General features: G+C 51.8%; 18 protein-coding genes and 3 tRNA genes. 18 read left to right on the top strand and 3 right to left on the bottom strand.

The annotated features are described in order from the left end of the window. Nucleotides 1-3465 (bottom strand): transcription-repair coupling factor, encoded by a 3465-nt coding sequence (mfd, locus tag PY990_RS08650; RefSeq protein WP_275271272.1) that lies wholly within the window; start codon nucleotides 3463-3465, stop codon nucleotides 1-3. A gap of 125 nt (nucleotides 3466-3590) precedes the next feature. Between mfd and ispD the strand changes: the two genes are divergently transcribed. From ispD to PY990_RS08625, 5 genes are read left to right on the top strand one after another with little or no spacing between them, the layout of a single operon-like run. Beyond that, nucleotides 3591-4322, top strand: coding sequence for a 2-C-methyl-D-erythritol 4-phosphate cytidylyltransferase (gene ispD / locus PY990_RS08645; protein ID WP_275271271.1), 732 nt, complete (start codon nucleotides 3591-3593; stop codon nucleotides 4320-4322). After that, complete coding sequence (gene ispF, locus PY990_RS08640) at nucleotides 4319-4813, top strand: 2-C-methyl-D-erythritol 2,4-cyclodiphosphate synthase (RefSeq protein ID WP_171099480.1); 495 nt, start codon at nucleotides 4319-4321, stop codon at nucleotides 4811-4813. Before ispD ends, ispF begins: the two co-directional genes overlap by 4 nt. After that, the gene (tsaB, locus tag PY990_RS08635) at nucleotides 4813-5514 is read left to right on the top strand and encodes a tRNA (adenosine(37)-N6)-threonylcarbamoyltransferase complex dimerization subunit type 1 TsaB (RefSeq protein WP_275271270.1); all 702 of its coding nucleotides are present in this window, start codon (nucleotides 4813-4815) and stop codon (nucleotides 5512-5514) included. The genes ispF and tsaB overlap by 1 nt, the downstream gene beginning before the upstream one ends. Continuing rightward, nucleotides 5501-5953 carry a ribosomal protein S18-alanine N-acetyltransferase gene (gene rimI / locus PY990_RS08630; protein WP_105029314.1) on the top strand — a complete coding sequence of 151 codons (453 nt, stop codon included), beginning with the start codon at nucleotides 5501-5503 and terminating at the stop codon, nucleotides 5951-5953. The genes tsaB and rimI overlap by 14 nt, the downstream gene beginning before the upstream one ends. 5 nt (nucleotides 5954-5958) lie before the next feature. Continuing rightward, entirely contained in the window at nucleotides 5959-6660 is a 702-nt protein-coding gene (locus tag PY990_RS08625; RefSeq protein WP_275271269.1) for a uracil-DNA glycosylase, read from the top strand. An 8-nt stretch (nucleotides 6661-6668) separates the two neighbouring features. Here the strand turns inward: PY990_RS08625 and lplT are convergent, their stop codons facing one another. Beyond that, nucleotides 6669-7946 carry a lysophospholipid transporter LplT gene (lplT, locus tag PY990_RS08620; RefSeq protein WP_275271268.1) on the bottom strand — a complete coding sequence of 426 codons (1278 nt, stop codon included), beginning with the start codon at nucleotides 7944-7946 and terminating at the stop codon, nucleotides 6669-6671. A 159-nt stretch (nucleotides 7947-8105) separates the two neighbouring features. Between lplT and alr the strand changes: the two genes are divergently transcribed. The 4 genes from alr (at nucleotide 8106) to PY990_RS08600 (ending at nucleotide 14856) form a co-directional block, all read left to right on the top strand. Then, nucleotides 8106-9203, top strand: a complete 1098-nt coding sequence (gene alr, locus PY990_RS08615; protein WP_275271267.1) for an alanine racemase — start codon at nucleotides 8106-8108, stop codon at nucleotides 9201-9203. A gap of 21 nt (nucleotides 9204-9224) precedes the next feature. Continuing rightward, a complete protein-coding gene (gene radA, locus PY990_RS08610; protein WP_275271266.1) occupies nucleotides 9225-10607 on the top strand; it encodes a DNA repair protein RadA in 1383 nt (460 codons plus the stop codon). A 74-nt stretch (nucleotides 10608-10681) separates the two neighbouring features. Further along, nucleotides 10682-11782: an efflux RND transporter periplasmic adaptor subunit gene (locus tag PY990_RS08605; protein WP_275271265.1), complete on the top strand. Its 1101-nt coding sequence runs from the start codon at nucleotides 10682-10684 to the stop codon at nucleotides 11780-11782. After that, entirely contained in the window at nucleotides 11779-14856 is a 3078-nt protein-coding gene (locus PY990_RS08600; protein WP_275271264.1) for an efflux RND transporter permease subunit, read from the top strand. Before PY990_RS08605 ends, PY990_RS08600 begins: the two co-directional genes overlap by 4 nt. Nucleotides 14857-14870: 14 nt before the next feature. Here the strand turns inward: PY990_RS08600 and PY990_RS08595 are convergent, their stop codons facing one another. Continuing rightward, nucleotides 14871-15716, bottom strand: coding sequence for a squalene/phytoene synthase family protein (locus PY990_RS08595; protein WP_275271263.1), 846 nt, complete (start codon nucleotides 15714-15716; stop codon nucleotides 14871-14873). 87 nt (nucleotides 15717-15803) lie between these two features. Here PY990_RS08595 and PY990_RS08590 point away from each other — a divergent pair. The 9 genes from PY990_RS08590 to PY990_RS08550 all read left to right on the top strand — a co-directional run bounded on the left by PY990_RS08590 (nucleotide 15804) and on the right by PY990_RS08550 (nucleotide 24760). Continuing rightward, nucleotides 15804-15888, top strand: a tRNA-Leu gene (locus PY990_RS08590). Nucleotides 15889-16054: 166 nt separating this feature from the next. Beyond that, nucleotides 16055-17359 (top strand): trigger factor, encoded by a 1305-nt coding sequence (gene tig / locus PY990_RS08585; RefSeq protein WP_275271262.1) that lies wholly within the window; start codon nucleotides 16055-16057, stop codon nucleotides 17357-17359. A 21-nt stretch (nucleotides 17360-17380) separates the two neighbouring features. Further along, nucleotides 17381-18028 (top strand): ATP-dependent Clp endopeptidase proteolytic subunit ClpP, encoded by a 648-nt coding sequence (gene clpP, locus PY990_RS08580; RefSeq protein ID WP_105029305.1) that lies wholly within the window; start codon nucleotides 17381-17383, stop codon nucleotides 18026-18028. A gap of 64 nt (nucleotides 18029-18092) precedes the next feature. Further along, nucleotides 18093-19364 carry an ATP-dependent Clp protease ATP-binding subunit ClpX gene (gene clpX, locus PY990_RS08575; RefSeq protein WP_008248422.1) on the top strand — a complete coding sequence of 424 codons (1272 nt, stop codon included), beginning with the start codon at nucleotides 18093-18095 and terminating at the stop codon, nucleotides 19362-19364. Nucleotides 19365-19527: 163 nt separating this feature from the next. After that, entirely contained in the window at nucleotides 19528-21936 is a 2409-nt protein-coding gene (gene lon / locus PY990_RS08570) for an endopeptidase La (RefSeq protein WP_275271261.1), read from the top strand. 214 nt (nucleotides 21937-22150) lie between these two features. After that, complete coding sequence (locus PY990_RS08565) at nucleotides 22151-22423, top strand: HU family DNA-binding protein (RefSeq protein WP_105029303.1); 273 nt, start codon at nucleotides 22151-22153, stop codon at nucleotides 22421-22423. A gap of 107 nt (nucleotides 22424-22530) precedes the next feature. Further along, a tRNA-Val gene (locus PY990_RS08560) sits at nucleotides 22531-22606 on the top strand. Nucleotides 22607-22631: 25 nt separating this feature from the next. Further along, nucleotides 22632-22708: transfer RNA gene (locus tag PY990_RS08555), tRNA-Asp, on the top strand. 147 nt (nucleotides 22709-22855) lie between these two features. Beyond that, on the top strand, nucleotides 22856-24760 hold the full coding sequence (locus PY990_RS08550) for a SurA N-terminal domain-containing protein (RefSeq protein ID WP_275271260.1): 1905 nt from the start codon (nucleotides 22856-22858) through the stop codon (nucleotides 24758-24760). The last annotated feature ends 17 nt before the right edge of the window (nucleotides 24761-24777 follow it).

The raw sequence follows: 24777 nt of genomic DNA, 5'->3' as shown, positions 1-24777 counted from the left end.
TCAAGCCAGTTGTTTGATCAAACCTTTGAGAAACTGTACACGGTCGCTGACTTTCGGGAAACTGCGCGTGATGCGCAAGCGTTCAGCACCAGCCAGTTTCATGTCTTTTTCTTTTTGAATCATCAAGATAATTTTGCCAGCATCCACATTGGGTTGGGCATCAAACTGCACCACTGTTGCGTCGGTTGAACTGTCTATTTTTGCAATGCCCAGTGGTTTGGCCAGAATGCGCAAACGGTGCGTTTCCAATAGTGCTGTTGCTGCATCAGGCAATTTGCCGAAGCGGTCAATCAATTCCTCTTGCACCTCTGAAACAAAGTCCATTTCTTCGGTGCTGGCAAGGCGCTTGTATAGCGTGAGGCGTTCATGCACATCGGGGCAGTAATCTTCGGGTAGCAAGGCAGGCGTATGCAGGTTAATTTCTACCGTGGCGTTCAGTGGTGCGGTTAAATCGGGTTCTTTGCCAGCACGCAAACTGCGCACGGCGTGGTTCAGCATGTCGGTGTACATTTGAAAACCCACCTCGTGCACATTGCCGCTTTGGTTGGCGCCCAGCACTTCACCGGCGCCACGAATTTCAAGGTCGTGCATGGCCAGGTAAAAACCGCTGCCCAGGTCTTCCATCATGGTAATAGCCTCGAGGCGACGCTCTGCGTTTTTACTCAAGCCTTCTTCGTTGTTCACCATCATGTAGGCATAGGCCTGGTGGTGGCTTCGCCCAACCCGGCCGCGCAGCTGGTGCAATTGGGCCAAGCCGAATTTATCTGCACGGTGAATGACAATGGTGTTGGCGGTGGGTACATCAATACCGGTTTCAATGATGGTGGTGCACAACAACACGTTGAAGCGCTGTTGATAAAAATCGCGCATCACACGTTCAAGGTCACGTTCGTTCATTTGCCCGTGGGCAATCCCGATTCGTGCTTCAGGCAATATTTTCTCAAGCGCTTCTCGGCGATTTTCAATGGTGTCCACTTCATTGTGTAGGTAGTACACCTGCCCGCCACGTTTCAATTCACGCAGCACAGCTTCACGAATCACGCTGTCGGTTTCGCGACGCACAAAGGTTTTAATCGACAGGCGGCGTTGCGGTGCAGTGGCAATCACCGAAAAATCGCGAATGCCTTCCATGCTCATGGCCAGGGTGCGTGGAATGGGTGTTGCCGTCAGCGTAAGCACGTCTACTTCAGCACGCAGGTTTTTCAGCGCTTCTTTTTGGCGCACACCAAAACGATGTTCTTCATCAATAATCACCAAGCCAAGGCGTGAAAACTCCACCTCGGAACTCAGCACCTTGTGGGTACCAATAATGATGTCGGCACGCCCACTGTTGATTAATTCAACTGCGTCACGAATTTCTTTGGGCGATTTGAAACGCGACAATTCAACCACCTTCACAGGCCAATCCGAGAAGCGGTCTGAGAATGTTTGAAAATGCTGTTCGGCCAGCAACGTAGTGGGGGCCAGTAGCACAACCTGTTTGCCATCCATTACGCTGACGAAAGCAGCACGCAAGGCCACTTCGGTTTTTCCAAAACCCACGTCGCCGCACACCAGGCGGTCCATGGGGCGGGGGGAAGTCATGTCGGCAATGACAGCGCGAATGGCTGCGGCCTGGTCCGCGGTTTCTTCAAAGCCGAATTTTTCAACAAAGGCTTCGTAGTCTCCAATGCTTAACTTGAATTCATGGCCTTTACGCAGCGCGCGGCGGGCATACAGGTTGAGCAATTCGGCTGCGGTGTCGCGCACCATTTTTGCCGCTTTCTTTTTTGCCTTTTCCCATTGGCCTGAACCCAGGGCATGTACTGGCGCGTTTTCCGGGTCAGCGCCGCTGTAGCGGGCAATCACATGCAGTTGGGCAACCGGCACAAACAGGTTCGAACCATTGGCATATTCAAGGTGCAGGAATTCAGATGCGCCTTCACCAAGGTCCATGCTGATCAGGCCTTTGTAGCGGCCTATGCCATGCTGCTGGTGCACTACCGGGTCGCCAATTTTCAGTTCCGACAAATCGCGAATCATGGATTCAACGTTGCTTTGCCTTTCCTGTTGCCTGCGTGCGCCGCGGCGGCGGGGTGAAAGCGAGAATAATTCTGCTTCCGTGACGAACGCAACTTGCGCTTCCAGCCCGCGGTGTACGCCAAATCCTTGGTCGAGCACTGCGGTGCACAGTACAAAACGTTCGCCACTTTCCAGTGCACCTTGCAGTGTTTCTGTTTGGTGGGGCTTTAGTTTGTGTTCCAGAAAATACTGATTCAGGGTTTCGCGGCGACCATCGCTTGGGGCCACCATGATGACTTGTTTGTAGCTTCCAGCACCCGTTCGTTCGATCAGGTTGCGGAACTTGAAAATTGGGTCGTCAGCTTTGCGATCTGCAGCCAGATCGGGCAGCAGCGCGCCGCTGTATTCCGGTACCAAGGCATTTTTGGATGCCGACAAATTCACGCGTGCAGCATTCTCGAAACTGCTGAAAAATTCAGTGGCATTCAGGTAAATTTCGGAAGGTCGCAGAATTGGGCGTTGAATGTCTTTCGATAGAAAATCGAAACGGCTTTGGGTATCTGCCCAAAATGTTTGCAAGGCTTGGTCGACGTCGCCATGTTGAATAAACACCAGTTCTTTTTTGGGCAGGTAATCAACGAGGCTGGCGGTGTTCTCAAAAAACAGGGGCAGATAATACTCAATGCCTGCGCTGGCCACGCCTGTGCCCATGTCGCGGTATATGGAAATTTTCGAGGGGTCGCCCTCAAACCGTTCACGCCATTTGCTGCGAAACTGCGCGCGGCTTTGTTCATCCATGGGGTATTCGCGGCCAGGCAGCAGGCGCATTTCCCGCACAGGGTACAGGCTGCGTTGGGTGTCTACATCGAATGTTTTGATGGATTCAATTTCATCATCAAACAAATCAATTCGAAACGGCAACGCAGTGCCGGTTGCAAACAAGTCGATAATGCCGCCGCGAATACAGTATTCACCGGGTGTCATGACCTGTGAAACATGGTTATAGCCTGCAATCGTCAGTTGTTCACGCAACTTCTTTTCATTCAGTTTGTCGCCAGTTTTGAAGTAGAAGGTGCTGCCGGCCAAAAATGAAGGGGGTGCCAGCTTCTGGATGGCCGTGCTGGCTGCTGTGATCAGCACGTCCAGATCACCCCGCTGGGTTTGGTAAAGCGTGGCAAGTCGTTCGGATACCAAGTCCTGGTGGGCTGACAAACTGTCGTAGGGCAGGGTTTCCCAGTCTGGCAGGTAATGCACCTTCAGGGTGGGGGCAAACAGGGTGATTTCTTCTTGCAGGCGAGTGGCATCGTGCGGGTTGGCGCAGGTGATCAGGCAAAGCTTGTTTTGCTGCTGGGCCTGTGTGCACAATTGCGCCAGCAAAAAAGCGTCGGCACTTCCGGGCGGGTGCGCCAAGCTGAGCCTGTGGCCGCCGGTTAGCTGAAAAGAAGAAGTAAAATATGAAAGCATAAAGTTCGCCCGCTTGGATACTGCAACCATGCTGGTTTTCCAGTGGGCGTCAAGTTCGGGTTTTGGGTCGGTGAATCAAGGCCCGTATTATACGGCGGCAAGTGCCCGCATAGGAACAGGCTTTCATGGCAAGAATTGCCAAGTACATTGGTTTGGTGCCCGCAGGTGGTGCGGGGCGTCGTTTTGGCGGAAGTCTCCCAAAGCAATACGCCATGCTGGGCGCAAAAACCGTGCTGGAGCGCAGCGTTGAGGCCTTGTTGGCCGATCCACGTGTGGAACGGGTATTTGTGGTGGTGGCCAGTGACGACTCGACCGCCACAGCGCTGTTTCGAGGCAACCCACGGGTGGAATGCTTGCCATTGGGTGGGCAGGAGCGTGTGAACAGCGTTCTCAATGGCCTGAACCATTTGCTTGAAAATTTTCTGGTTAGTGAAACCGATTGGGTTTTAGTGCACGATGCTGCCCGCCCTGGTTTAAGTGCTGCAGCTTTGAAAAGTCTGATTGACCAAGGCAGTGAACACATTGCGGGCGCGTTGTTGGCTGTGCCTGTGGCGGATACCTTGAAGAAAACCAGCTTGGCCCAAGAAGGCGAGGTGATTGCCCAACACACTGTACCCAGAGACCACTTGTGGGCGGCGCAGACGCCGCAAATGTTTCGGGCACAAGCGCTTAGCATGGCTATTTCCGAGTGCTTGTACAAAGGTGCCCAGTTAACCGACGATGCCAGTGCGATTGAAACCCTGGGCATTGGTCCCCTAATCGTTCCGGGGCATGTGGAAAACATGAAAATTACCCAAGCTGAAGATTTGCGGACAGTGGCCAGATTGCTTGGTTTGCATCAGGAGAATTTTGAATGAGTGAAATTGGCCGCTTGAGAGTGGGGCAGGGGTATGACGTACATCGCCTGGTCGAAGGGCGTCGGCTGATTTTGGGAGGAGTACACATTCCTTCCGAGCTCGGTTTGCTGGGTCATTCCGATGCAGATGCCTTGTTGCACGCTATTACTGATGCAATTTTGGGGGCCTGCGCCATGGGCGACATTGGCACCCACTTTTCTGACACGGACCCCCAGTTTGAAGGGGCTGACAGTGGCGTGCTGTTAAAAAACGTGATCGAGAAAGCCAGGCGTAAGGGGTTTACCTTGATTAATATCGATTCCACTTTGATTTGCCAAAGCCCAAAACTTGCCCCCCACATGGCAGCAATGCACTCAAGTTTGAGCAGCCTTTGTGGCTTGCCACTGGATGCAGTCAACATCAAAGCCAAAACCAACGAAAAACTGGGTTACCTTGGGCGCAAGGAAGCCATTGAGGCGCAAGCTGTGGTGTTGATGGTGAAGGGCGAGTGATGGTTTCCCGTTTTATTTTGGCGATTAGTACCAGTTCAGGCGTAGCCAAGGTGGCTGCAGCCACTGAGCCTCTTGAATTAAATGCGCATGCGGCGGACTTGTTCAACTTTGAAATTACTGATTACAAAAGCCAGTCTGCCCAACTATTGCCCTTGATTCAGCATCACCTTGAACTCGGCAATTTAAAGCCTGCCCAGTGTGTAGCAATTGCTGTAGATATTGGCCCTGGTGGTTTTACCAGCTTGCGCACAGCTTGCGGTATTGCCCAAGGCCTGGCTGTGGCCTGGCAAGTGCCCACTGTGCCGTTGAGCAGCTTTGAATGCTTGTTGCCTGCTTGGCAGCAAGAGCTGCCAGTTACGGTTTTGATGGATGCACGTTTGCATGAAATTTACGCAGCCTGCATTCAGCGAACTGCACAGGGCACAGCATGGGTCAAGCCACCCCATTTGTTGGCAATGCACGAATTGCAAAAAATTCAGGGGCCGGCTGTGTGCGATGCACATTTGTATGCGCACCTACACAACCCAGGCCCAGACGTGTTGCTGGGGGCCGTGTGCGCAATTCGCCTGGCACAATTGGCATGGCAAGAATTCCTGGCAGGTCGAGTGGCTGCACCGTTTGATTGTCAGCCTTTGTATGTTCGCGACAAGGTCGCCCAAACCACCACTGAACGATTGGCGTTGAAGCATGGCGCTGTTTAGTATTCGACCCATGACAGAGGCTGATGTGCCTGCTGTAATTCTGGTTGAGAACCAGATTTACGAGTTTCCCTGGACAGACCGGAATTTTCTGGACTCTTTGCGGGCGGGTTATCACATGCACTGCATGTGGTTGGATGAGCAACTTGCAGGTTACATTGTCATGATGCATGTGGTGGATGAATACCACTTGCTGAACATATCTATTCGTGCCGATTTGCAAGGTTTGGGGCACGGTAAGCACTTGTTGCAATGGGGCATTGGCCAGGCCAAACTGGCCAATGCAACCGGCATGTTGCTGGAGGTCAGGCCCAGCAACGTGACTGCAAAAAACCTGTATGAGAAAGAGGGGTTCAAATTGATTGGGGCCCGCAAGAATTATTACCCGTCTCAACTGGGCCGCGAAGACGCCTTGGTGATGTTCAAACGATTTACAGGTTGACCGGAATGACAAGCACTCGAAGTAAAGCCGACTTGTTCAATGCCATGGGTATCGGCCCTGTTTGGGAATTGCGCAACCAAGAAAGCGAGTCAAAGCCGGACACGATCGCAAGTAGCGTGGGGACCAATGCAATTTTGCCGGCAGCACTCACGCTTGAATCATTGCGAGAAAGTGTAGCCACCTGCAAACAATGCGGCTTGTGCGAAACCCGCAAGCAAACCGTATTTGCCGATGGCATACCGCATGCACCCCTGATGGTGGTGGGAGAAGGGCCGGGCGTGGAAGAAGATGCGACAGGCCTGCCATTTGTGGGCAAGTCAGGGCAATTGTTGGATCGCATGTTGAAAGCGATTGGCGCAAGCCGTACAAACAACACCTATATTGCCAATGTGGTGAAGTGCCACCCACCGGGTAATCGCAATCCCGAGCAGGCAGAAATTGACCAATGTTCTCCCTACCTGGTTCAGCAAATCAAGGCCAGTGGGCCCAAAGTGTTGTTGCTGGTTGGGCGCTTTGCAATTCAAACCCTTCTGAACACCAAAAAGCCAGTGGGCGAATTGCGGGGATTGGTTCACCAAGTTAGCCTGGATGGTCTTGATATTCCTGCAGTGGTTACTTACCACCCAGCGTACCTGTTGCGCAGGCCGGAGGAAAAATCAAAAGCGTGGGACGATTTGTTGTTGTTGAAACAGCAAGGTTTAATTTAAGCCGTCTGTCACAGAGGCACGCCCACAGGGCGGTCCTCTCCTATTCGGGCTTCCACGTTGTACAGGCGCTGGTTGCGGCGGTGCCACAGAATTACCATCAGCATGGTGGCCATCACAAAGCCGCCGAACATCAGAATCACATTGTTCACATGCACATCAAAACTGATCAAGATGGCGTAAATGGCAAGCATGGTCAGCACTGAAATATTTTCATTGAAATTTTGAATGGCAATCGATCGGCCAGCGCTCATCAGCACATGGCCCCGGTGTTGCAGCAAAGCGTTCATGGGTACCACGAAAAATCCGCTCAGTGCGCCGATCACGGTAATTAGCAGGTAGGCCATGCCCTGATTGTTCACCAGCACCATGGTCATGCAAACAATGCCCATTAATATACCCATGGGCAGCACCAACATTGATTTTTTCAGCGGGATCATTTTGGCCGCGGCCACAGCACCGGCCGCCACGCCGAATGCGCAAACGCCTTGCAGAATTGCGCCTTTGTCCAAAGGCAGGCCCAAGGCACTTTCTGCCCATTTCAGCACGATAAATTGAAGCGTGGCCCCAGCACCCCAGAACAGCGTGGTAACGGCCAGTGAAATTTGTCCCAGTTTGTCGTTCCACAGTTGCTTTACACAGCCGTAAAACTTGCGGGTCATGATGATTGGGTGATTCAACTGTGGCTCGTATCGAGCGCCTGTGTCTGGGATCTTGAAGTTGAAAATAGCCGCGATCAAATAGCCTGAAGTAATCACAAAGATGGCAGCCTCTGCAGGCGTGTCCATATTGTCGGTCACGCCTGGAATGTGCAGCTGCATCAGGTACTGGCTAGTGCTTGGCGCAATCAATATGCCACCAAGTACGGTGCCCAGAATAATCGATAGCACTGTAAGTCCTTCGATCCAGCCATTGGCCTCTACAAGCCTGTCATGTGGTAACAGCTCGGTCAGGATGCCATATTTCGCGGGTGAGTAGGCTGCAGCGCCCAACCCAACCACCGCGTAAGAAAGCAGGGGGTGTACGCCAAAGAACATCATCAGGCAACCCACAATTTTAATGGAGTTGGTGATCAACATGACCCTGCCTTTCGGCAATGTGTCTGCAAACCCGCCAACGAAGGGGGCCAGCACCACGTACGACACCACGAAGAACAGTTTCAGCAATGGGGTCATCCAGTCAGGCGACTGGATCTGAAACAGCAATGCGATTGCCGCAATCAAAAGTGCATTGTCTGCAAGCGACGAGAAAAACTGCGCCGCCATGATGGTGTAAAAGCCGGGTTTCATTCAACTGTGAATTGAGCGAAATCCATTTAGTGCGATTTCGCCGTTTCGCTGCTCGTTCAACGGTGTTGAGGCGTTATATCATATCCAGACGCTTCGCGTATTAAGCAATGCCTTTTTTATAAAGTTCGAGCCAACCCCTAAACCACCAATTGCCAGCCCATGCCGCGACCCATACGTGCAGTGGTCAGACCCGCCGCCATCTCTGCCAATATCAATAGAATCAAGGAATTGCTGGGCAATGTCGCGGTGATGCCAGTGGTGAAAGCCAATGGCTATGGGCATGGTTTGGAAAGAATTATTGATGGCCTGCGCGAGGCTGACGCCTTGGCCATTTTGGAAATTGAGGGCGCGACCCGCTTGCGCCACCTGGGTTGGAACAAGCCAATTGTGTTACTCGAAGGCTGTTTTGACCAGGCCGATCTGCTCAAGGCCTTGGAGTTACGTTGTGATTGGGTGGTCCACAATGACCAGCAGTTGGATGATCTGGAGGTTCTTGCGAAGCAGGCACCGGCACACAAGCCCAGAATTTTCTTGAAGTTGAACACCGGCATGAATCGCTTGGGGTTTCAGTCTGCTCAAGCGCAAGCTGCCATTCAGCGGCTGGATGAGTTCACCCTGAAATATCAATGGCCCACACCAGTTTTGATGACGCACTTTGCCAATGCAGATGAAGCGGAGCCGCGGGTCCGCTTGCCTTTTGCGCAACATCAGCATCAAGCCTTGATGGGACTGAAGCCTGCCCATTGGCAAAGCAGCCTGGCCAATTCAGCCGGTAGTTTGAATTTTCCGATGTTGGCCGGTGACATTGCCCGCCCTGGCATCGCTATTTATGGCGCCACCCCTGGTCCCGATGCAGCGGCCAACTATGGCCTGAAGCCAGCAATGATTTTCAGCAGCGAAATTATTGCAATTCAAGAGGTAAAACAAGGTGACAGAGTGGGTTATGGTTCGCGTTGGGAAGCGAGCAACAGTGGGCGTATCGCGGTGGTGGCTTGCGGTTACGCCGATGGTTACCCGCGCCACGCACCGGACGGAACGCCCACGTATGTTGAAGGGCATGTTGCGCCAGTCGCAGGCCGCGTGTCGATGGACATGATGACCATCGACGTCAGCCACATCCCGAATGCCAATGTTGGCAGCACAGTTGAATTGTGGGGTGGGCACATTCCTGTCGATGTCGTGGCTGACCGTTGCGGCACCATTGGCTATGAACTGTTGTGCGCAATTGCGCCCCGCGTGCCATTTTTTAAAGCCTAGACCTAAAAGGGACACGCCATTTTGGCCAAAATTAAAAGTCAATATCAGTGCACTGAATGCGGTGCCGTGTTCGCCAAATGGCAGGGGCAATGTACCGATTGCAGCAGCTGGAACACGCTGGTTGAATCGACCGTGAGCACGGCAGCTCCGCCCAAGCACAGTCGCTTTGCGGCTCTGGCTGCGCAAAGCAGCAGTGTAATCAAGCTTTCCGAAATTCAAGCGCAAGACCACCCGCGTTTCAGCAGTGGTGTACCCGAATTTGACCGTGTGCTGGGAGGTGGAATGGTGCCCGGCATGGTGGTGTTGCTGGGTGGCGATCCTGGCATTGGTAAATCCACCTTGCTCTTGCAGTCTATGGTCACCTTGGCCAAAACCACATCGGCTCTGTATGTTAGCGGTGAAGAATCTGCCGGGCAGATTGCCTTGCGCGCCCAACGGCTCGGGTTGGAACATACCAACCTGAATGTACTGACAGAAATTCAGCTGGAGCAAATTGTTGCCCAGCTTGAAACACACAAACCTCAAGTGTTGGTGATTGACTCCATTCAAACCCTTTACACCAGCGAGTTAAGCGCTGCGCCGGGATCGGTCAGCCAGGTGCGCGAATGTGCAAGTCAGCTGACACGGCTTGCAAAGGCCATGGGGATCACCACCATTTTGGTGGGCCATGTCACCAAAGAAGGCACACTGGCCGGGCCACGTGTGCTTGAACACATTGTGGACACGGTGCTGTATTTCGAAGGGGATTCACAATCTTCATTCCGTTTGGTGCGCGCATTTAAAAACCGGTTTGGTGCAGTGAATGAGCTGGGTGTGTTTGCCATGACTGACCGTGGTTTGAAAGGTGTCAACAACCCCTCGGCCCTGTTTTTGTCGCAGACGGCTGAATGGGTGGCTGGTTCCTGTGTAATGTGCACGCAAGAAGGTGCCAGGCCATTGTTGGTTGAAATCCAGGCTTTGGTGGATTCCTCGCATTCACCTTCACCGCGCAGGTTATCGGTTGGGCTTGAACAAAACCGCTTGGCCATGTTGTTGGCGGTGATGCATCGCCACGCGGGCCTTCAGTTTTTTGATCAAGATATTTTTATCAATGCGGTGGGCGGCGTACGAATTTCAGAACCTGCGGCCGACCTCGCGATTGTTTTGGCCATGGTGTCCTCGTTGCGCAACAAACGCTTGCCCAAAGAGTTGGTAGTGTTTGGCGAAATCGGTTTGTCTGGTGAGTTGCGCCCAGCACCGCGTGGGCAGGAAAGGCTGCGAGAAGCTGCAAAACTCGGCTTTACCCATGCGATTGTGCCGGCCAGCAACGCACCCAAGCAGCCGATAGACGGAATTGAAGTGATTGGCGTGGATCGCGTGGAGAAGGCGCTTGCCGCGCTGAGAGACAAGCTGGATTGCTTTTGACTCAATTTTGACTTGACCTGTGATTGATACGACAATTGCGCAGATAACAATAAATTCACTCTACTGAGCGATCCATGTCCAAAAGCCGTTTGTTTTTGCCTGTTGTTTGGGCCGCCGTGGGCTCACTCCTGCTTGCCGCCTGTTCCCGCCCCGAAATTGACACCACTGAAGTCATTCGACCAGTTCGTGTGATTGAGCTGCAAGCCGGTGACAGCACTTTTGAAGAAAGTTTTCCCGGGCAAATTGAACCCCGTTTTCAAGCAAAACTCAGCTTTCAGGTCAGCGGGAAATTGACGGCACGCCTGGTGGACGTTGGAGACAAGGTTACGAAAGGCCAGGTACTTGCAAAAATTGATCCCCGGGATTTGAGTCTTGCCTTGCAGGCGGCCCAGGCGCAATTCGATGCTGCAGCCACTGAGCATGCTCAGTTGAAAACCGATCTGGATCGCGCCAAAACCCTGAAACAACAAAATTTTATCAGCCAGGCCGAGCTGGATCGTCGACAGTTGGCCTTCGATGCCGCGGGCAGTCGTTTGAGTCAGGCTCGCGCCCAGTTGAGCACCCAGGCCAATCAGCGGCAATATGGCGACCTGCGTGCTCCGGGCAGTGGTGTCATTTCCAGCGTGTATGCCGAAGCAGGGCAGGTGTTGGCACCAGGTCAGGCTGTGGTCCAGTGGGCTGATGAGAATGATGTGCAGGTTAGCATGGCTGTGCCCGAGAGCCGGGTCAGTCAGATCAAGCCGGGTCAGGATGCGCGCGTACTGCTCTGGTCTGGTAAACAGTCTTTGGATGCGAAAGTGCGGGAAGTTTCTCCGGTGGCAGACCCGGTAACACGCACGTTTGCGGTGTTACTGGATGTCAACGATCCAACTGCAATTTCCCGTTTTGGAATGAGCGCGACAGTGCAGTTTTCAACTGCCGCCAAGTCGACCGCATTCAAGCTTCCAATTTCAGCCCTGGTGGCCGAACACACTGGTGCTTTTGTGTGGGTATTTGATGAAAAGCAGGGTGTGGTCAACAAACGGGTTGTTCAACCCCATGACGTCTCTGAAAGCGATTTTCTGGTCAAAGACGGCCTAAACAATGGCGAGTTGATTGTCACTGCCGGCACCCATGTTCTGAACGAAGGCCAAAAGGTTCGTCGCTTCATTGAAACAAGCGATCTTTCCAAATGAGAAAAATCAACCTGTCGCGCTGGGCGCTCGAAAACCAGCCATTGGTTCGTTATCTCTTGGCGGTGTTCATTTTCGCCGGAGTCGCAGCATTTTTCTCCTTGGGTCAAGAAGAGGATCCGCCCTTTGTGTTTCGAGGCATGGTGGTGCGTGCTTACTGGCCAGGTGCGACCGCCATGCAAATGGGTCAACAGGTGGCCGACCCGATCGAAAAGGTGATTCAGGAAATTCCTTACGCCTATAAAATTCGCTCGTATTCCAAGCCTGGTGAAACCGTTATTTTTCTTCAACTGGATGACAGCGCACCGCCCAGGCAAGTGGCCGACATTTGGTACACCACTCGAAAACGGGTCAGCGACATGGCTGGAACACTACCGCGTGGAGTAGTGGGGCCATTTTTCAACGATGAGTTTGGCGACACCTTTGGGGTGTTGCTCGCATTCTCTGCAGATGGATTCAAGTACGCTGAGCTAAAGGACTTCGTGACACAGGTACGTCAGGAAATGCTCAAAGTGCCCGATGTGGCCAAGGTGCAGCTATTTGGCGTTCAACCCGAGAAAGTGTTTATCGACATCTCGCATTACAAAATCGCGCAATTGGGTATTTCTGCGCAAGACATCTTCAATCAAATCAACAGCCAGAATGCCGTGACCTCTCAGGGTGTTTTGAGCCTGGATGAACAAAAAGTGTGGTCTAGGGTACAGGGGCAGTTTGAGTCCATTGAAGACCTTGCCAACCTGCCGATTCGGGCGGGAAAAAACACTCTCCTGCTCAAAGACATTGCCCACGTTCATCGCGGCTATCAAGACCCGCCGGTGTCCAAAATGCGCTTCAATGGCAAAGAGGTAATTGGCTTGGGGATTTCCATGGTCAATGGTGGCGACATCATCCGCCTGGGCCAAGAGTTGGAAAAAGTTGAGCGGCGTATACTCGCTGAACTCCCCGTGGGCATTGAGCTTCAGCGCGTTGCGGATCAGCCCAAATCAGTCAGTACCTCGGTCAATGAGTTTGTGAAAGTACTGATTGAAGCGATTGTGATTGTGTTGGCGGTCAGCTTTTTGAGTTTGGGGCTGCACAGCAAACCGTTTCGAATTGATACCCGACCGGGCTTGGTCGTTGCGCTGACCATTCCTCTTGTGTTGGCGCTTACCTTTTTGGCCATGTCGTTTTTCAACATTAACCTGCACAAAATTTCGCTGGGCGCGTTGATTATCGCCCTGGGTTTACTGGTTGACGATGCAATCATTGCGGTTGAAATGATGGTTCGCAAGCTTGAAGAGGGTTATTCGCGCTTCGATGCAGCTATTTTTGCTTACGACTCCACCGCGATTCCCATGCTGACCGGCACCTTGATTACAGCGGCGGGCTTTTTGCCCATTGCCCTAGCGCAGTCGGCGGCTGGTGAATACACCTATTCAATTTTTGCGGTGACTGCCATTGCCTTGGTGTTGTCTTGGTTTGTCGCAGTTATTTTTGTGCCTTACATTGGCTATTGGTTGCTCAAAAAGCCCAAAGAAGGGCAAGGCCACACGGAGGTATTCGACACGCCGTTCTACCAGCGTTTTCGCCGCTGGATTGAGGTGTGCGTTAACCACCGCTGGATCACGATATCGGTCACCGTGCTGGCTTTTATCGGTGGCGGCTATTCTTTCAAATTCATTGAACAGCAGTTTTTCCCCGATTCTAACCGTCTCGAAATCATGGTGAATTTGTGGTTGCCCGAAGGCACCGCATTTGAGGAAACTGAAAAACAGGCGATCAAGCTTGAGCAGTGGTTGGCCAAGCAACCCGAAGTGCAGGGCTATGCCAGTTTTGTGGGTGATGGCGCACCGCGTTTTTACCTGTCGCTGGATCAAAAATTTGTGCAAAGCAATTTGACCGAGCTGATTGTCATTCCCAAAACATTCGAAGACCGGGAAATACTTCGAGGCAAATTGAAAGCGCATCTGGAAGGCAACTTTCCCGACATTCGCCCACGAATTACCCTGTTGCCCAATGGCCCGCCCGTCACTTATCCAGTGCAGTTTGTGGTGCAGGGCCCGGATCCCCGCGTGGTGCGCGTGGTGGCCGACAAGGTGAAAGAGGCGGTTGCCGCCAGCGAATATACCCGTGGCACGCATGACAACTGGAATGAAAACATCAAGGTCATGAAAGTGGAGGTGGACCAGGCTCGCGCCCGTGCCTTGGGAGTCAGCAGCCAAAGCATTGCCGAGTCCTCGCATGTCATATTGTCGGGCGCAACCATTGGGCAGTACCGGGAGAACAATCGCCTGATCGATATTGTGTTTCGCAATCCTGAAAGCGAACGCGACACGCTGGCTGAACTCATGAATGCCAACGTTCCCACGGCAAGCGGTGCTTATGTGCCTTTGTCTCAGGTTGGCAAGGTGAATATGACATTTGAGCCCGGTGTAATCTGGCGCGAAGGCGGCGAATTTGCCATTACAGTGAAAGCCGATGTGGTCTCCGGCATTCAGGGCACCACTGTGGCCTTGGCCATGAACAAGGCACTGGACCCACTTCGTGCTGAATTACCGCTGGGTGTATCAGTGAATCTGGATGGCCTTGCCGCTGATTCTGGCAAGGCCCAGCAGTCGATCATGGCCAATGTGCCTTTGATGCTGTTTATCGTGCTTACCTTGCTGATGTTGCAACTGAAAAGCTTTGGGCGAACCTTGCTGGTTTACTTCACCGGCCCGCTGGGCATTATCGGTGCCGCTTTGGCCTTGATCGTCACCGCACGCCCGTTTGGTTTTGTAGCGCAACTGGGCGTGATTGCCTTGTTCGGCATGATTATTCGAAATTCGGTAATCTTGGTGGACCAAATCGAGCAAGACAGGGCGGCTGGCGTAGATCCCTATGAGGCCATCATTGGTTCGACCATTCGGCGCTCTAGGCCAATTTTACTGACTGCAGCGGCCGCAGTACTGGCCATGATTCCATTGATGCGTTCGCAGTTCTGGGGGCCCATGGCGGTGGCGATTATGGGTGGGTTGATTGTGGCTACCCTGTTAACCCTGTTTTTCCTGCCAGCCCTATACGCGGCGGCTTATCGAATTCGCAAACCCAAGTTGTAAACTGGGGTCGGAAATTACCGCCTCAGTACTTGTGTTGTCCATGCAATGCTGAATTTCTTGAATGGGGTGATGATTTTTTGCTCAGTCAATAAACGGTAACCAGCCGCTTGGTGCACTTTCAGTTCGGCAGCACGCATGCGGAATAGTGCCCGCAGTGGCCTTAAGACAAGGCGCTGGTCTGCAGGCATGTTCCTCCAGGCTGCGTTGGCTTTTTCAAGCAAATGCTCACCTACCTCACTGAACAGGGTTGTACTGGCCTCGCTGTGTTCCCTGCGTTTGATTTGTTCTGCCGTTACCCCATGTTTGGCGAGCAATTCAACAGGCAAGGGCTGAAACCCCTGGTCCAGGTACTTCGCCAGCCTGAGCAACTGGCAAAGGCGGGTGGCTGAAGTCCAGAATTCCAGCAACTGTGTGCAATCCGTGTTTTGATACCCAAAACGGGCCTGAAGCAAGTGGACCCAGGGCTTGGTTTCCAACAGTACGTCGTTGTGCCAATCCGCCATGCTGTTGTAGCGCTTTGGCTCGCATCCGCTGGCCACCCGGTTAATCAATTCGCCCCAGTGCTCTGCCGGTAGTGTGGCAATCACCGGTTGTGATATCGCGGTAATGACCGGGTGAGGGTTGCTGTTGCCCCCGGCGTTGGCGAGGGCGTTTTGCCACCAGCCCAGTTTGACCTGTGTCAAGCCAGCCTCCAGTTGCTTCAGGCAAGCCTGCCGCAACTCGTGGTTCAAGGTAAAGCAGCCAAGCCAAAATGCCTTCAGTTCCTCGGTTTGAAACAGGGTTGCGTAGTGCAGGGAGGCGGTTTCCCCGCTTACTTTCTCGCGGCAGTAGGCAAGCGGGTTTTCTAGAGATACGGCCATGTCACCTTCTAATTGGGGGTAATGCAGTCAATAAATGACATTGTAAGGGCTTCAAAGTTAAAATCGGGCTATAATGCGCGCCTGCATGCGGATGTGGCGAAATTGGTAGACGCACCAGATTTAGGTTCTGGCGTAGCAATACGTGAAGGTTCGAGTCCTTTCATCCGCACCACCCCTCTTGTGCCCCGGGTATATCGCTTCTGGGGCGGTCCAGTTTTACCAAGCCCCCGCCAAAGCAGCTTCATACTTGTGTAAGATATCGGCAATTGTAGAGCCTTTACGCCCATTAACCTCCTCCTTGGTCAACCTTGCCAAGGCAACTAGTTCAAGAGTTCCAAATGACTGAAACAACCACCACTGCCAGCACACTCGAGAAAACCATTTCCTTGAAGCTGTCGGTTGAAAAAATCAATGCTGAAGTTGAGAAGCGCCTGAAAAAGGTTGCTCGTACAGCTCGCATGCCCGGTTTTCGCCCAGGTAAAGTACCCATGAAAATGGTGGTACAGAACTACGGCCCCCAAGTACATTCTGAAGTGTTGAACGATGAAATCGGTCGTACTTTCAGCGAAGAAGTTCAAAAGCAGGATCTGCGAGTGGCTGGTCAGCCCCGCATCGAAGCCGCCAAGGACGCCGCTGACGACGCTTTTGAGTTCAACGCCATTTTTGAAGTGTTCCCCGAAGTGAAGTTTGGTGACTTCGCTACATTGGAAATCGAGAAAACAGTGGTTGAAGTGTCTGACTCTGAAGTGGACAAAACCATTGAAATTCTGCGCAAGCAGCGTGCCAGTTTTGCTGAAGTAGATCGTGGCTCCGCTGAAGAAGACAAGGTTACCCTCGACTTCGTGGGCAAGATCGATGATGTCGCATTCGACGGTGGTACAGCCGAAGACTTCTCGTTTGTAATCGGCAAGGGTCAAATGCTGCCTGAATTTGAAGCTGCGGCAAAAGGCTTGAAAAAAGGCGAAGAGAAAACATTCGACCTGGCTTTCCCGGCCGATTACCACGGCAAGGACGTTGCAGGTAAAACTGCCCAGTTCACAATCACTATCAAGAAAGTGGAAGGCCCCCAGTTGCCCGAACTGAACGAAGAGTTCGCCAAGGCCATGGGCATCGCTGACGGTTCCCTGGAAAAGTTGCGTGAAGACGTGCGCGTGAACCTGAGCCGCGAAGTCAGCAACCGCACCAAAGCGCAAACCAAAGAAGCAGTCATGAATGCACTGTTGAAAGTGACTGAATTCGATGTGCCAAAAGCTCTGATTCAATCTGAAACCACCGAATTGGCCTCCCGTGCACGCCAGGACCTGAAGGCCCGTGGCATGCAAAACGTGGAAGAAATTCAGCTGCCCGAAGACATTTTTGCTGCACAAGCCGAGCGCCGTGTTCGCTTGGGCCTGATCGTGTCAGACTTGGTAAAAGAGAACAGCTTGCAAGCCAAACCCGAGCAGGTGCGTGCCTTCATCGAAGAGCAGGCACAAAGCTACGAAAACCCTGCAGAAGTCATGCAGTGGTATTTCCAGGATCGCGCCCGTTTGGCGGATGTGGAAGCGGTTATTCTGGAAGACAATGTGGTTGAATTCGCTTTGAGCAAATCCAAAGTGGTTGAAAAGAAATTGTCCTTTGACGAACTGATGGGAAATAAATAAATGATGTGGAACCCTCGCTCTATGACTAACAACATGAACAATTCTGGTGCGCTTGAAACCCAGGGCAATATGTACGTGCCCATGGTGATTGAGCAAAGTGGTCGGGGCGAGCGGGCCTATGACATTTATTCGCGCTTGCTAAAAGAGCGCGTTATTTTCCTGGTGGGGCCGATCAACGACCAAATGGCCAACGTCATCGTGGCGCAAATGTTGTTCCTCGAAAGCGAAAACCCCGACAAAGACATCGCGCTGTATATCAACAGCCCCGGTGGTTCTGTGTCAGCGGGCATGGCCATTTACGACACCATGCAGTTCATCAAACCCGATGTTTCAACTCTTTGTACAGGCTTGGCGGCCAGTATGGGCGCGTTCTTGTTGTCTTCTGGTACCAAGGGCAAGCGTTTTTCGCTGCCCAACAGCCGAATCATGATTCACCAGCCTTTGGGTGGCGTGCAGGGTCAGGCATCCGACATTGAAATTCACGCCAAGGAAATCTTGTATCTGCGTGAGAAATTGAACGGAATACTGGCTGAGAACACAGGTAAGACCATCGAAGAGATTGCGCGCGACACAGATCGTGATAACTTTATGGGTGCAGACTCTGCCAAAGAGTATGGCTTGATTGACGACGTGTTGAAGCACCGTGTGCCACCGGCCGACAAGAAGTAACTGCAGTAACATTAAAACCTTGATTTCTTGATTGCCCCTGCGGGGGCTTTCCAGAGGATAAAAGATGTCAGAAAAGAAAGGCTCAAGCGAAAAGCTGCTGTATTGCTCCTTCTGCGGCAAAAGCCAGCATGAGGTAAAAAAATTGATCGCAGGGCCCTCTGTGTTCATCTGTGATGAATGCATTGAGTTGTGCAACGACATCATTCGTGATGAAGCAGCGGAGGCTACGGCCACAGGTGGCGGCGACAAGCTACCCACCCCTCAAGAAATTCGTTCCATTCTCGACCAGTATGTGATTGGGCAGGACAAAGCCAAGCGTGTGCTGGCTGTAGCGGTGTACAACCACTACAAACGCCTGCGCCACATGAGCAAGAAAGACGACATTGAATTGACGAAAAGCAATATTTTGCTGGTTGGTCCAACGGGCTCGGGTAAAACGCTGTTGGCCCAAACCCTGGCCCGTTTGTTGAATGTACCTTTCGTCATTGCCGATGCCACTACGCTGACCGAAGCCGGTTACGTGGGCGAAGATGTGGAAAACATCATTCAGAAACTGCTGCAAAGCTGCAACTATGAAGTGGAAAAAGCGCAGCGCGGCATTGTTTATATTGACGAAATCGACAAGATTTCCCGCAAGTCGGACAACCCGTCCATTACACGCGATGTGTCGGGCGAGGGTGTACAACAAGCCTTGCTGAAATTGATTGAGGGCACTGTGGCCTCTGTTCCTCCACAGGGCGGCCGCAAACACCCCAACCAGGATTTCGTTCAAATTGACACCACCAACGTGCTATTTATCGTGGGTGGTGCATTTGAAGGTTTGGACAAGGTGATTCGTAACCGTTCCGAGCGTTCGGGTATTGGCTTTGGTGCAACCGTGAAAAGCAAGGAAGAGGGCAATGTGGGCACCCTGCTGGCAGAAGTTGAGCCAGAAGACTTGATCAAGTTCGGTATCATTCCTGAATTGGTGGGTCGTTTGCCTGTAATTGCCACCCTCGAAGAACTGGATGAACCCGCTCTGATCGAGATTTTGACCAAGCCGAAAAATGCCATGGTCAAGCAGTTCGAAAAGCTGCTTGAGATGGACGGTGCTGAACTCGAAGTTCGTCCGTCGGCACTTAGCGCAATTGCCAAGAAAGCGATTCAGCGCAAAACAGGTGCGCGTGGTTTGAGAACCATTCTTGAACAGGCTTTGCTCGGCATTATGTATGATCTGCCCGGCGACACCAATGTCAAGAAAGTGGTGATCGATGAAAATACAATCAACGGCACAGGCCAGCCTTTACTGATCTACGAAGACCAGCCCAAAGTGGCCAGCAGCAAGGACAAATCCTGATGCTGAAAACCACACCAAAACAGATTGCAAAATGATTAAAAAAGCCCAACTCCACGGTTGGGCTTTTTCTTTTCAGTGGTATTGTTAAATTGGTCGTGAAATAAAGCTTGAATAAGCGCGTTTTAACCCCACTGTAGGGTTATGCATTTAATAGGTGATTCATATGTCAGCAACTAACGTGCTTCCGGAACAACCCATCGAATTGTCGTTGCTTCCATTGCGAGATGTAGTCGTGTTCCCGCACATGGTCATTCCGCTTTTTGTGGGCCGTCCAAAATCCATCAAAGCGTTGGAAATCGCGATGGAAACAGGCAAGAGTATTCTTCTGGTGGCGCAAAAATCTGCCACCAAAGATGAACCCAGCGACAAAGACATTTACAACATCGGCTGTGTCGCCAATGTACTCCAAATGCTGAAGCTGCCGGACGGCACCGTAAAGGTGTTGGTGGAGGGTGTGCAGCGTGCACGCTTGACCAAGGTAACGGATGAAGGAACACACTTCGCGGCCACGGCTTTGCCCTTGCTGCCCGATCCTTCACAAAGCCCGGAAACCGAGGCCATGAAGCGTGCCGTGATGGCGCAGTTTGATTCCTACGTGAAATTGAACAAGAAAATTCCGCCAGAGATTTTGACATCGCTGGCCAGCATTGAAGACATCGGCCGCTTGGCAGATACCATTGTTAGCCACTTGCCATTGAAGCTGGAGCAGAAGCAATCCATTTTGGAAACTTTCAGCATTGCCCAGCGCTTGGAAGCGTTGCTGTCCCAACTAGAAACCGAGATCGATATTCTTCAGGTTGAAAAGCGCATCCGTGGTCGTGTAAAGCGCCAAATGGAAAAAAGCCAGCGCGAGTACTATTTGAACGAGCAGGTGAAAGCCATTCAGAAAGAACTGGGTGAGGGCGAAGATGGTGCGGACATGGAGGAGCTTGAAAAGCGAATCAAGGCTGCCCGCATGCCCAAGGAAGCCCTGAAAAAAGCTGAAGCCGAGTTGAAAAAGCTGAAGTTGATGTCGCCGATGTCTGCTGAAGCCACAGTGATTCGCAATTACATCGACGTGCTGGTAGGTTTGCCCTGGAAGAAGAAAACCAAAATCAACAACGACCTTGCCAATGCCGAAAAGGTATTGGACGAAGATCATTATGGTTTGGAGAAAGTGAAAGAGCGCATTGTGGAGTACCTCGCGGTGCAGCAGCGCGTCGACAAACTGAAGGCACCAATTCTCTGTTTGGTGGGCCCCCCCGGAGTTGGTAAAACATCACTTGGACAATCTGTGGCCAAGGCAACGAACCGCAAGTTTGTTCGCATGGCCTTGGGTGGCGTGCGTGATGAAGCTGAAATTCGTGGTCACCGCAAAACCTACATTGGTTCCATGCCGGGCAAGGTACTGAACAGCATTACGAAAGTAGGTGTTCGCAATCCGCTGTTTTTGCTGGATGAGATCGACAAGATGGGCCAGGATTTCCGTGGTGACCCAGCGTCGGCTTTGCTGGAGGTGCTTGATCCCGAGCAGAACAGCACCTTTGTAGACCACTACGTGGAAGTGGAATACGACTTGAGCGACGTGATGTTTGTCGCCACTGCGAACTCCTTGAACATTCCTCATGCGCTGCTTGACCGGATGGAAGTGATTCGCCTGAGCGGCTATACCGAAGACGAGAAGGTGAATATCACGCAAAAGTATTTGCTGCCCAAGCAGTTGAAAAACAATGGCGTGAAAGACGAAGAGTTGAGTGTTTCCGAAGCAGCCATTCGCGATGTGATTCGCTTTTACACCCGCGAGGCAGGTGTGCGTGGTCTTGAGCGTGAAATGTCCAAAATTTGCCGCAAGGTTGTGCGCCAAATGGTGCTGGGCAAAAACGAAAAGAAAGTGCAGGTTACACCCAAGAACCTCGATAAGTTTTTGGGTGTTCGTCGCTTCAATTTCGGCATGGCTGAGAAAGAAAACCAGGTCGGTCAAGTCACCGGTTTGGCCTGGACGGAAGTGGGTGGTGAATTACTCACCATTGAAACTGTTTCGATGCCAGGCAAGGGCAATGTCATTCGCACAGGTTCTCTCGGTGATGTGATGAAAGAATCGGTGGAGGCTGCCCGTTCAGTGGTGCGCGCACGCGCGAATCGATTGGGAATTCGCAACGATGCTTTCGAGAAGCGCGACATTCACGTGCATGTACCTGAAGGCGCGACACCGAAAGATGGGCCCTCAGCCGGTATTGCAATGACCACTGCATTGGTGTCGACTTTGACGAACATGCCAGTGCGTTCTGACGTTGCAATGACTGGTGAAATTACTCTTCGTGGCGAAGTTTTGGGTATCGGTGGCTTGAAAGAGAAGCTGCTTGCTGCTCACCGCGGTGGCATTAAAACAGTGCTGATTCCCGAAGAAAACGTGAAGGATTTGGCAGAAATTCCAGCCAATGTGAAGAATAGTTTGGAGATTATTCCGGTGAAATGGATTGATCAAGTGCTGCAACATGCCTTGGAATCGCTACCAGAGCCAGTCTCCGAGCCGGCTGAGGTAATTGCGGGCAAAACGGATGAGGCTACTGCAAACCCAAGTGTAAAGCACTGATATCAATCGGTATTTTGAACAAGCCTCCGCACGAAAATGCGGAGGTTTTTTTTTGTGCATCGCGGAAACCCGCACCAGGCCTTAAAAATAAGGGTTATCCGCCCGCAAAATGTGTTGACAGCTAGGTTTCAGCCATGTCTAAATTAAGAACTGGAAGCAACGTGGTGCCTGTTTTTGGGCACTTTTTATTTGTCACCATGAGGGGGCTTTTTACATGAATAAAACCGAACTGATCGATCAAATTGCTGAGTCAGCAGAAATCTCCAAAGCGGCTGCTGGTCGTGCATTGGATGCAATGATTGCTGCTGTTAAAACTACCTTGAAAAAAGGTGGTTCAGTAACTTTGGTTGGTTTTGGAACCTTTGCCGTTGGCAAGCGTGCTGCACGCAGCGGCCGTAACCCACGCACTGGCGCAACGATCAAAATCAAGGCAGCCAAGGTGCCCAAGTTCCGTCCTGGCAAAGCTCTGAAAGACGCAGTAAATTAAATTTAAATTTTTTTTGACGAAAGGTATTGCAGGCCGAGTTAATTTGTATATAATTGCGGTCTTGGCTGATTCGCAGCAAGACAAACACTAGTAAAACAGTGAGCGTCGGGTGCTTAGCTCAGTTGGTAGAGCGGAGCCCTTACAAGGCTTAGGTCGGGAGTTCGAGCCTCTCAGCACCCACCAATATTGCGAAACAGCAACCAACTCTGGAGTGGTAGTTCAGTTGGTTAGAATACCGGCCTGTCACGCCGGGGGTCGCGGGTTCGAGCCCCGTCCACTCCGCCAAACAAAAAAGGGAATCTTCGGATTCCCTTTTTTCATTTTCACACTCTCATTCATTTCCAACCCCGGCCGCGCCCCACACGGTTTTCCGGTGTTTACCTTCAGGTATAGTATTCGCTTGTTGTTCAACACTAAATCCACCTATAAAACATGTTTGAATTCATCCGAAACAATCAGAAGATCATGCAGTTTGTGCTGCTGCTGTTTATTGCACCCGCATTTGCCTTGTTTGGTCTTGAGGGATATAACACTGTTAGTGCTGACGCAAACGCGTTGGCGATTGTGGGCGATCATCCAATTACCCAGGAAGAGTTCGATCAGGTTAAGCGTGAGCGTATTGAAGAAGCACGTGCACAGTCAGGCGACAACTTTGATCCAAAGGTGTTTGAATCACCAGAAATCAATCGCCAGTTGTTGGATACATTGGTGCTTCAATATTTGCTTCAACAGTCTGTGCAGAAGCAATATTTGACGGCTTCAGACAAAGCCTTGGCTGAAGACATTGCTCGCACTCCCTTGTTTCAGGTGGATGGCAAATTCGATCTTGAAACCTACAAGCGCGAATTGGCTGCACGTGGTTTAACGCCTGCGCAACACGAGGCAAATGTGCGTTTTGGCTTGGCGAGAAACCAGGTGCTCGACCCGGTGCTGCGCGCTTCTTTTTTCACGGAAACACTGAAAACTCAGCTGGATGATGTGCAGTTGGCCGGTCGAGTGGTGCGCGTCAAAAATATTGACTTGGCCCCATACCTGGCCAACGTCAGTATTACGGATGAACAAGTGGCTGCATTTTATGAAGCGAACAAAACCCAATTCATGGCACCTCAAAAAGCCGATGTGGAATATGTGGTGTTGTCGCCTGACACCATCAAATCCAAGATTGCAGTGAGCGATGCAGACATTGCAGCCTACTATGAACAAAACAAGGCCCGTTTTTCTACGCCTGAAGAACGCCGTGCCCGCCACATTTTGCTGAGTGCCGAGAAAGAGGGCGCCTCTGCCGATGAGCTAAAGGCCGCAGCGGAAAAAGTACTGGCCGAGTTGAAAGCCAACCCATCGAAGTTTGCCGAACTTGCCAAGCAATACTCAATTGATCCGGGTTCAGCAAGCCAGGGAGGCGATCTCGGATTCTTCGGCAAAGGCGCGATGGTTCCCGAGTTTGAGCAAGCCGTTTTTTCCCAGAAGAAAGGCGAACTCAGTGGCTTGGTGAAGAGCCAGTTTGGTTATCACATTGTTGAAGTAACCGACATTCGTGGTGGTGCGGTTCAAGCACTTGAAGAAGTGAAAACTCAAATTGCGGATGAAATCAAAAATCAAAAGATGACTGCGCAGTATGCCGATGCACAAGGGCGCTTCGCCGAGTTGGTGTATGAAGGTGGGCAGTCGTTTGAGAACGCCATCAAGGCACTTGGTGTACAGGCACAAACGTTCAATGGTTTGACGCAAGGTGCGGCCAATGCGCCAGAGGTATTGAAAGACGCGAAAGTGATGGCAGAAATTTTTTCGTCAGACTCGATTGAAAATAAGAACAATACCAAGGCGGTGCAAGTGGGTGAATCCATGGTGTCTGCGCGCATTGTGAACTACACGGCCGCAGCAGCACGCCCCTTGGAGGAAATGAAGCCTGTGATTCAGGCTCGCCTGAAGCAGGAGGAAGCTGCAAAAGCTGCATTGAAAGACGCAGATGCTTTGGCTGCCAAGCTGGACAGCGAAAAGCCACAGGCTGGTTCCGATTTATTGACTGGTTTTGCGGATGCAAGAACTGTGTCTGCTTTGAGTGCTGAGGGTTTGCCTGGTTTGGTGGCTCAGTCTGTGCTGAATACAGGTGTGTCTGAACTACCCAAAGCGAAGGTGGTTGGATTGGGCAACAACGGCTACGCCGTGGCTTGGGTTGAAAGCAGCGCACCGTCTTCGGAAGTCAAATCGAAAGCAGACCCGCAGGTGGTTCAGTACTACGAGAATATTGCAGGGCAGGTGTATCAGGAAGCCTTGTTGCTGGCTGCACGCGATGCCATGAAAAAGCGTGTTGAGGTCGAGATCAAGAAGACGTTTTAATCTTGCAGGTATAGTGG

The organism is Limnobacter olei (assembly GCF_029087225.1).
GTDB classification, from domain to species: domain Bacteria; phylum Pseudomonadota; class Gammaproteobacteria; order Burkholderiales; family Burkholderiaceae_B; genus Limnobacter; species Limnobacter olei.
Note: the sequence above shows the minus strand (reverse complement) of the source record. Positions and strands in the feature narration are given on the sequence as shown.

Bases quoted from the DNA above. Each gene is read 5' to 3' on its own strand.
- mfd (WP_275271272.1), bottom strand. From the start codon at position 3,465: ATGCTTTCATATTTTACTTCTTCTTTTCAGCTAACCGGCGGCCACAGG.
- ispD (WP_275271271.1), top strand. From the start codon at position 3,591: ATGGCAAGAATTGCCAAGTACATTGGTTTGGTGCCCGCAGGTGGTGCG.
- ispF (WP_171099480.1), top strand. From the start codon at position 4,319: ATGAGTGAAATTGGCCGCTTGAGAGTGGGGCAGGGGTATGACGTACAT.
- tsaB (WP_275271270.1), top strand. From the start codon at position 4,813: ATGGTTTCCCGTTTTATTTTGGCGATTAGTACCAGTTCAGGCGTAGCC.
- rimI (WP_105029314.1), top strand. From the start codon at position 5,501: ATGGCGCTGTTTAGTATTCGACCCATGACAGAGGCTGATGTGCCTGCT.
- PY990_RS08625 (WP_275271269.1), top strand. From the start codon at position 5,959: ATGACAAGCACTCGAAGTAAAGCCGACTTGTTCAATGCCATGGGTATC.
- lplT (WP_275271268.1), bottom strand. From the start codon at position 7,946: ATGAAACCCGGCTTTTACACCATCATGGCGGCGCAGTTTTTCTCGTCG.
- alr (WP_275271267.1), top strand. From the start codon at position 8,106: ATGCCGCGACCCATACGTGCAGTGGTCAGACCCGCCGCCATCTCTGCC.
- PY990_RS08605 (WP_275271265.1), top strand. From the start codon at position 10,682: ATGTCCAAAAGCCGTTTGTTTTTGCCTGTTGTTTGGGCCGCCGTGGGC.
- PY990_RS08600 (WP_275271264.1), top strand. From the start codon at position 11,779: ATGAGAAAAATCAACCTGTCGCGCTGGGCGCTCGAAAACCAGCCATTG.
- PY990_RS08595 (WP_275271263.1), bottom strand. From the start codon at position 15,716: ATGGCCGTATCTCTAGAAAACCCGCTTGCCTACTGCCGCGAGAAAGTA.
- tig (WP_275271262.1), top strand. From the start codon at position 16,055: ATGACTGAAACAACCACCACTGCCAGCACACTCGAGAAAACCATTTCC.
- clpP (WP_105029305.1), top strand. From the start codon at position 17,381: ATGACTAACAACATGAACAATTCTGGTGCGCTTGAAACCCAGGGCAAT.
- clpX (WP_008248422.1), top strand. From the start codon at position 18,093: ATGTCAGAAAAGAAAGGCTCAAGCGAAAAGCTGCTGTATTGCTCCTTC.
- lon (WP_275271261.1), top strand. From the start codon at position 19,528: ATGTCAGCAACTAACGTGCTTCCGGAACAACCCATCGAATTGTCGTTG.
- PY990_RS08565 (WP_105029303.1), top strand. From the start codon at position 22,151: ATGAATAAAACCGAACTGATCGATCAAATTGCTGAGTCAGCAGAAATC.
- PY990_RS08550 (WP_275271260.1), top strand. From the start codon at position 22,856: ATGTTTGAATTCATCCGAAACAATCAGAAGATCATGCAGTTTGTGCTG.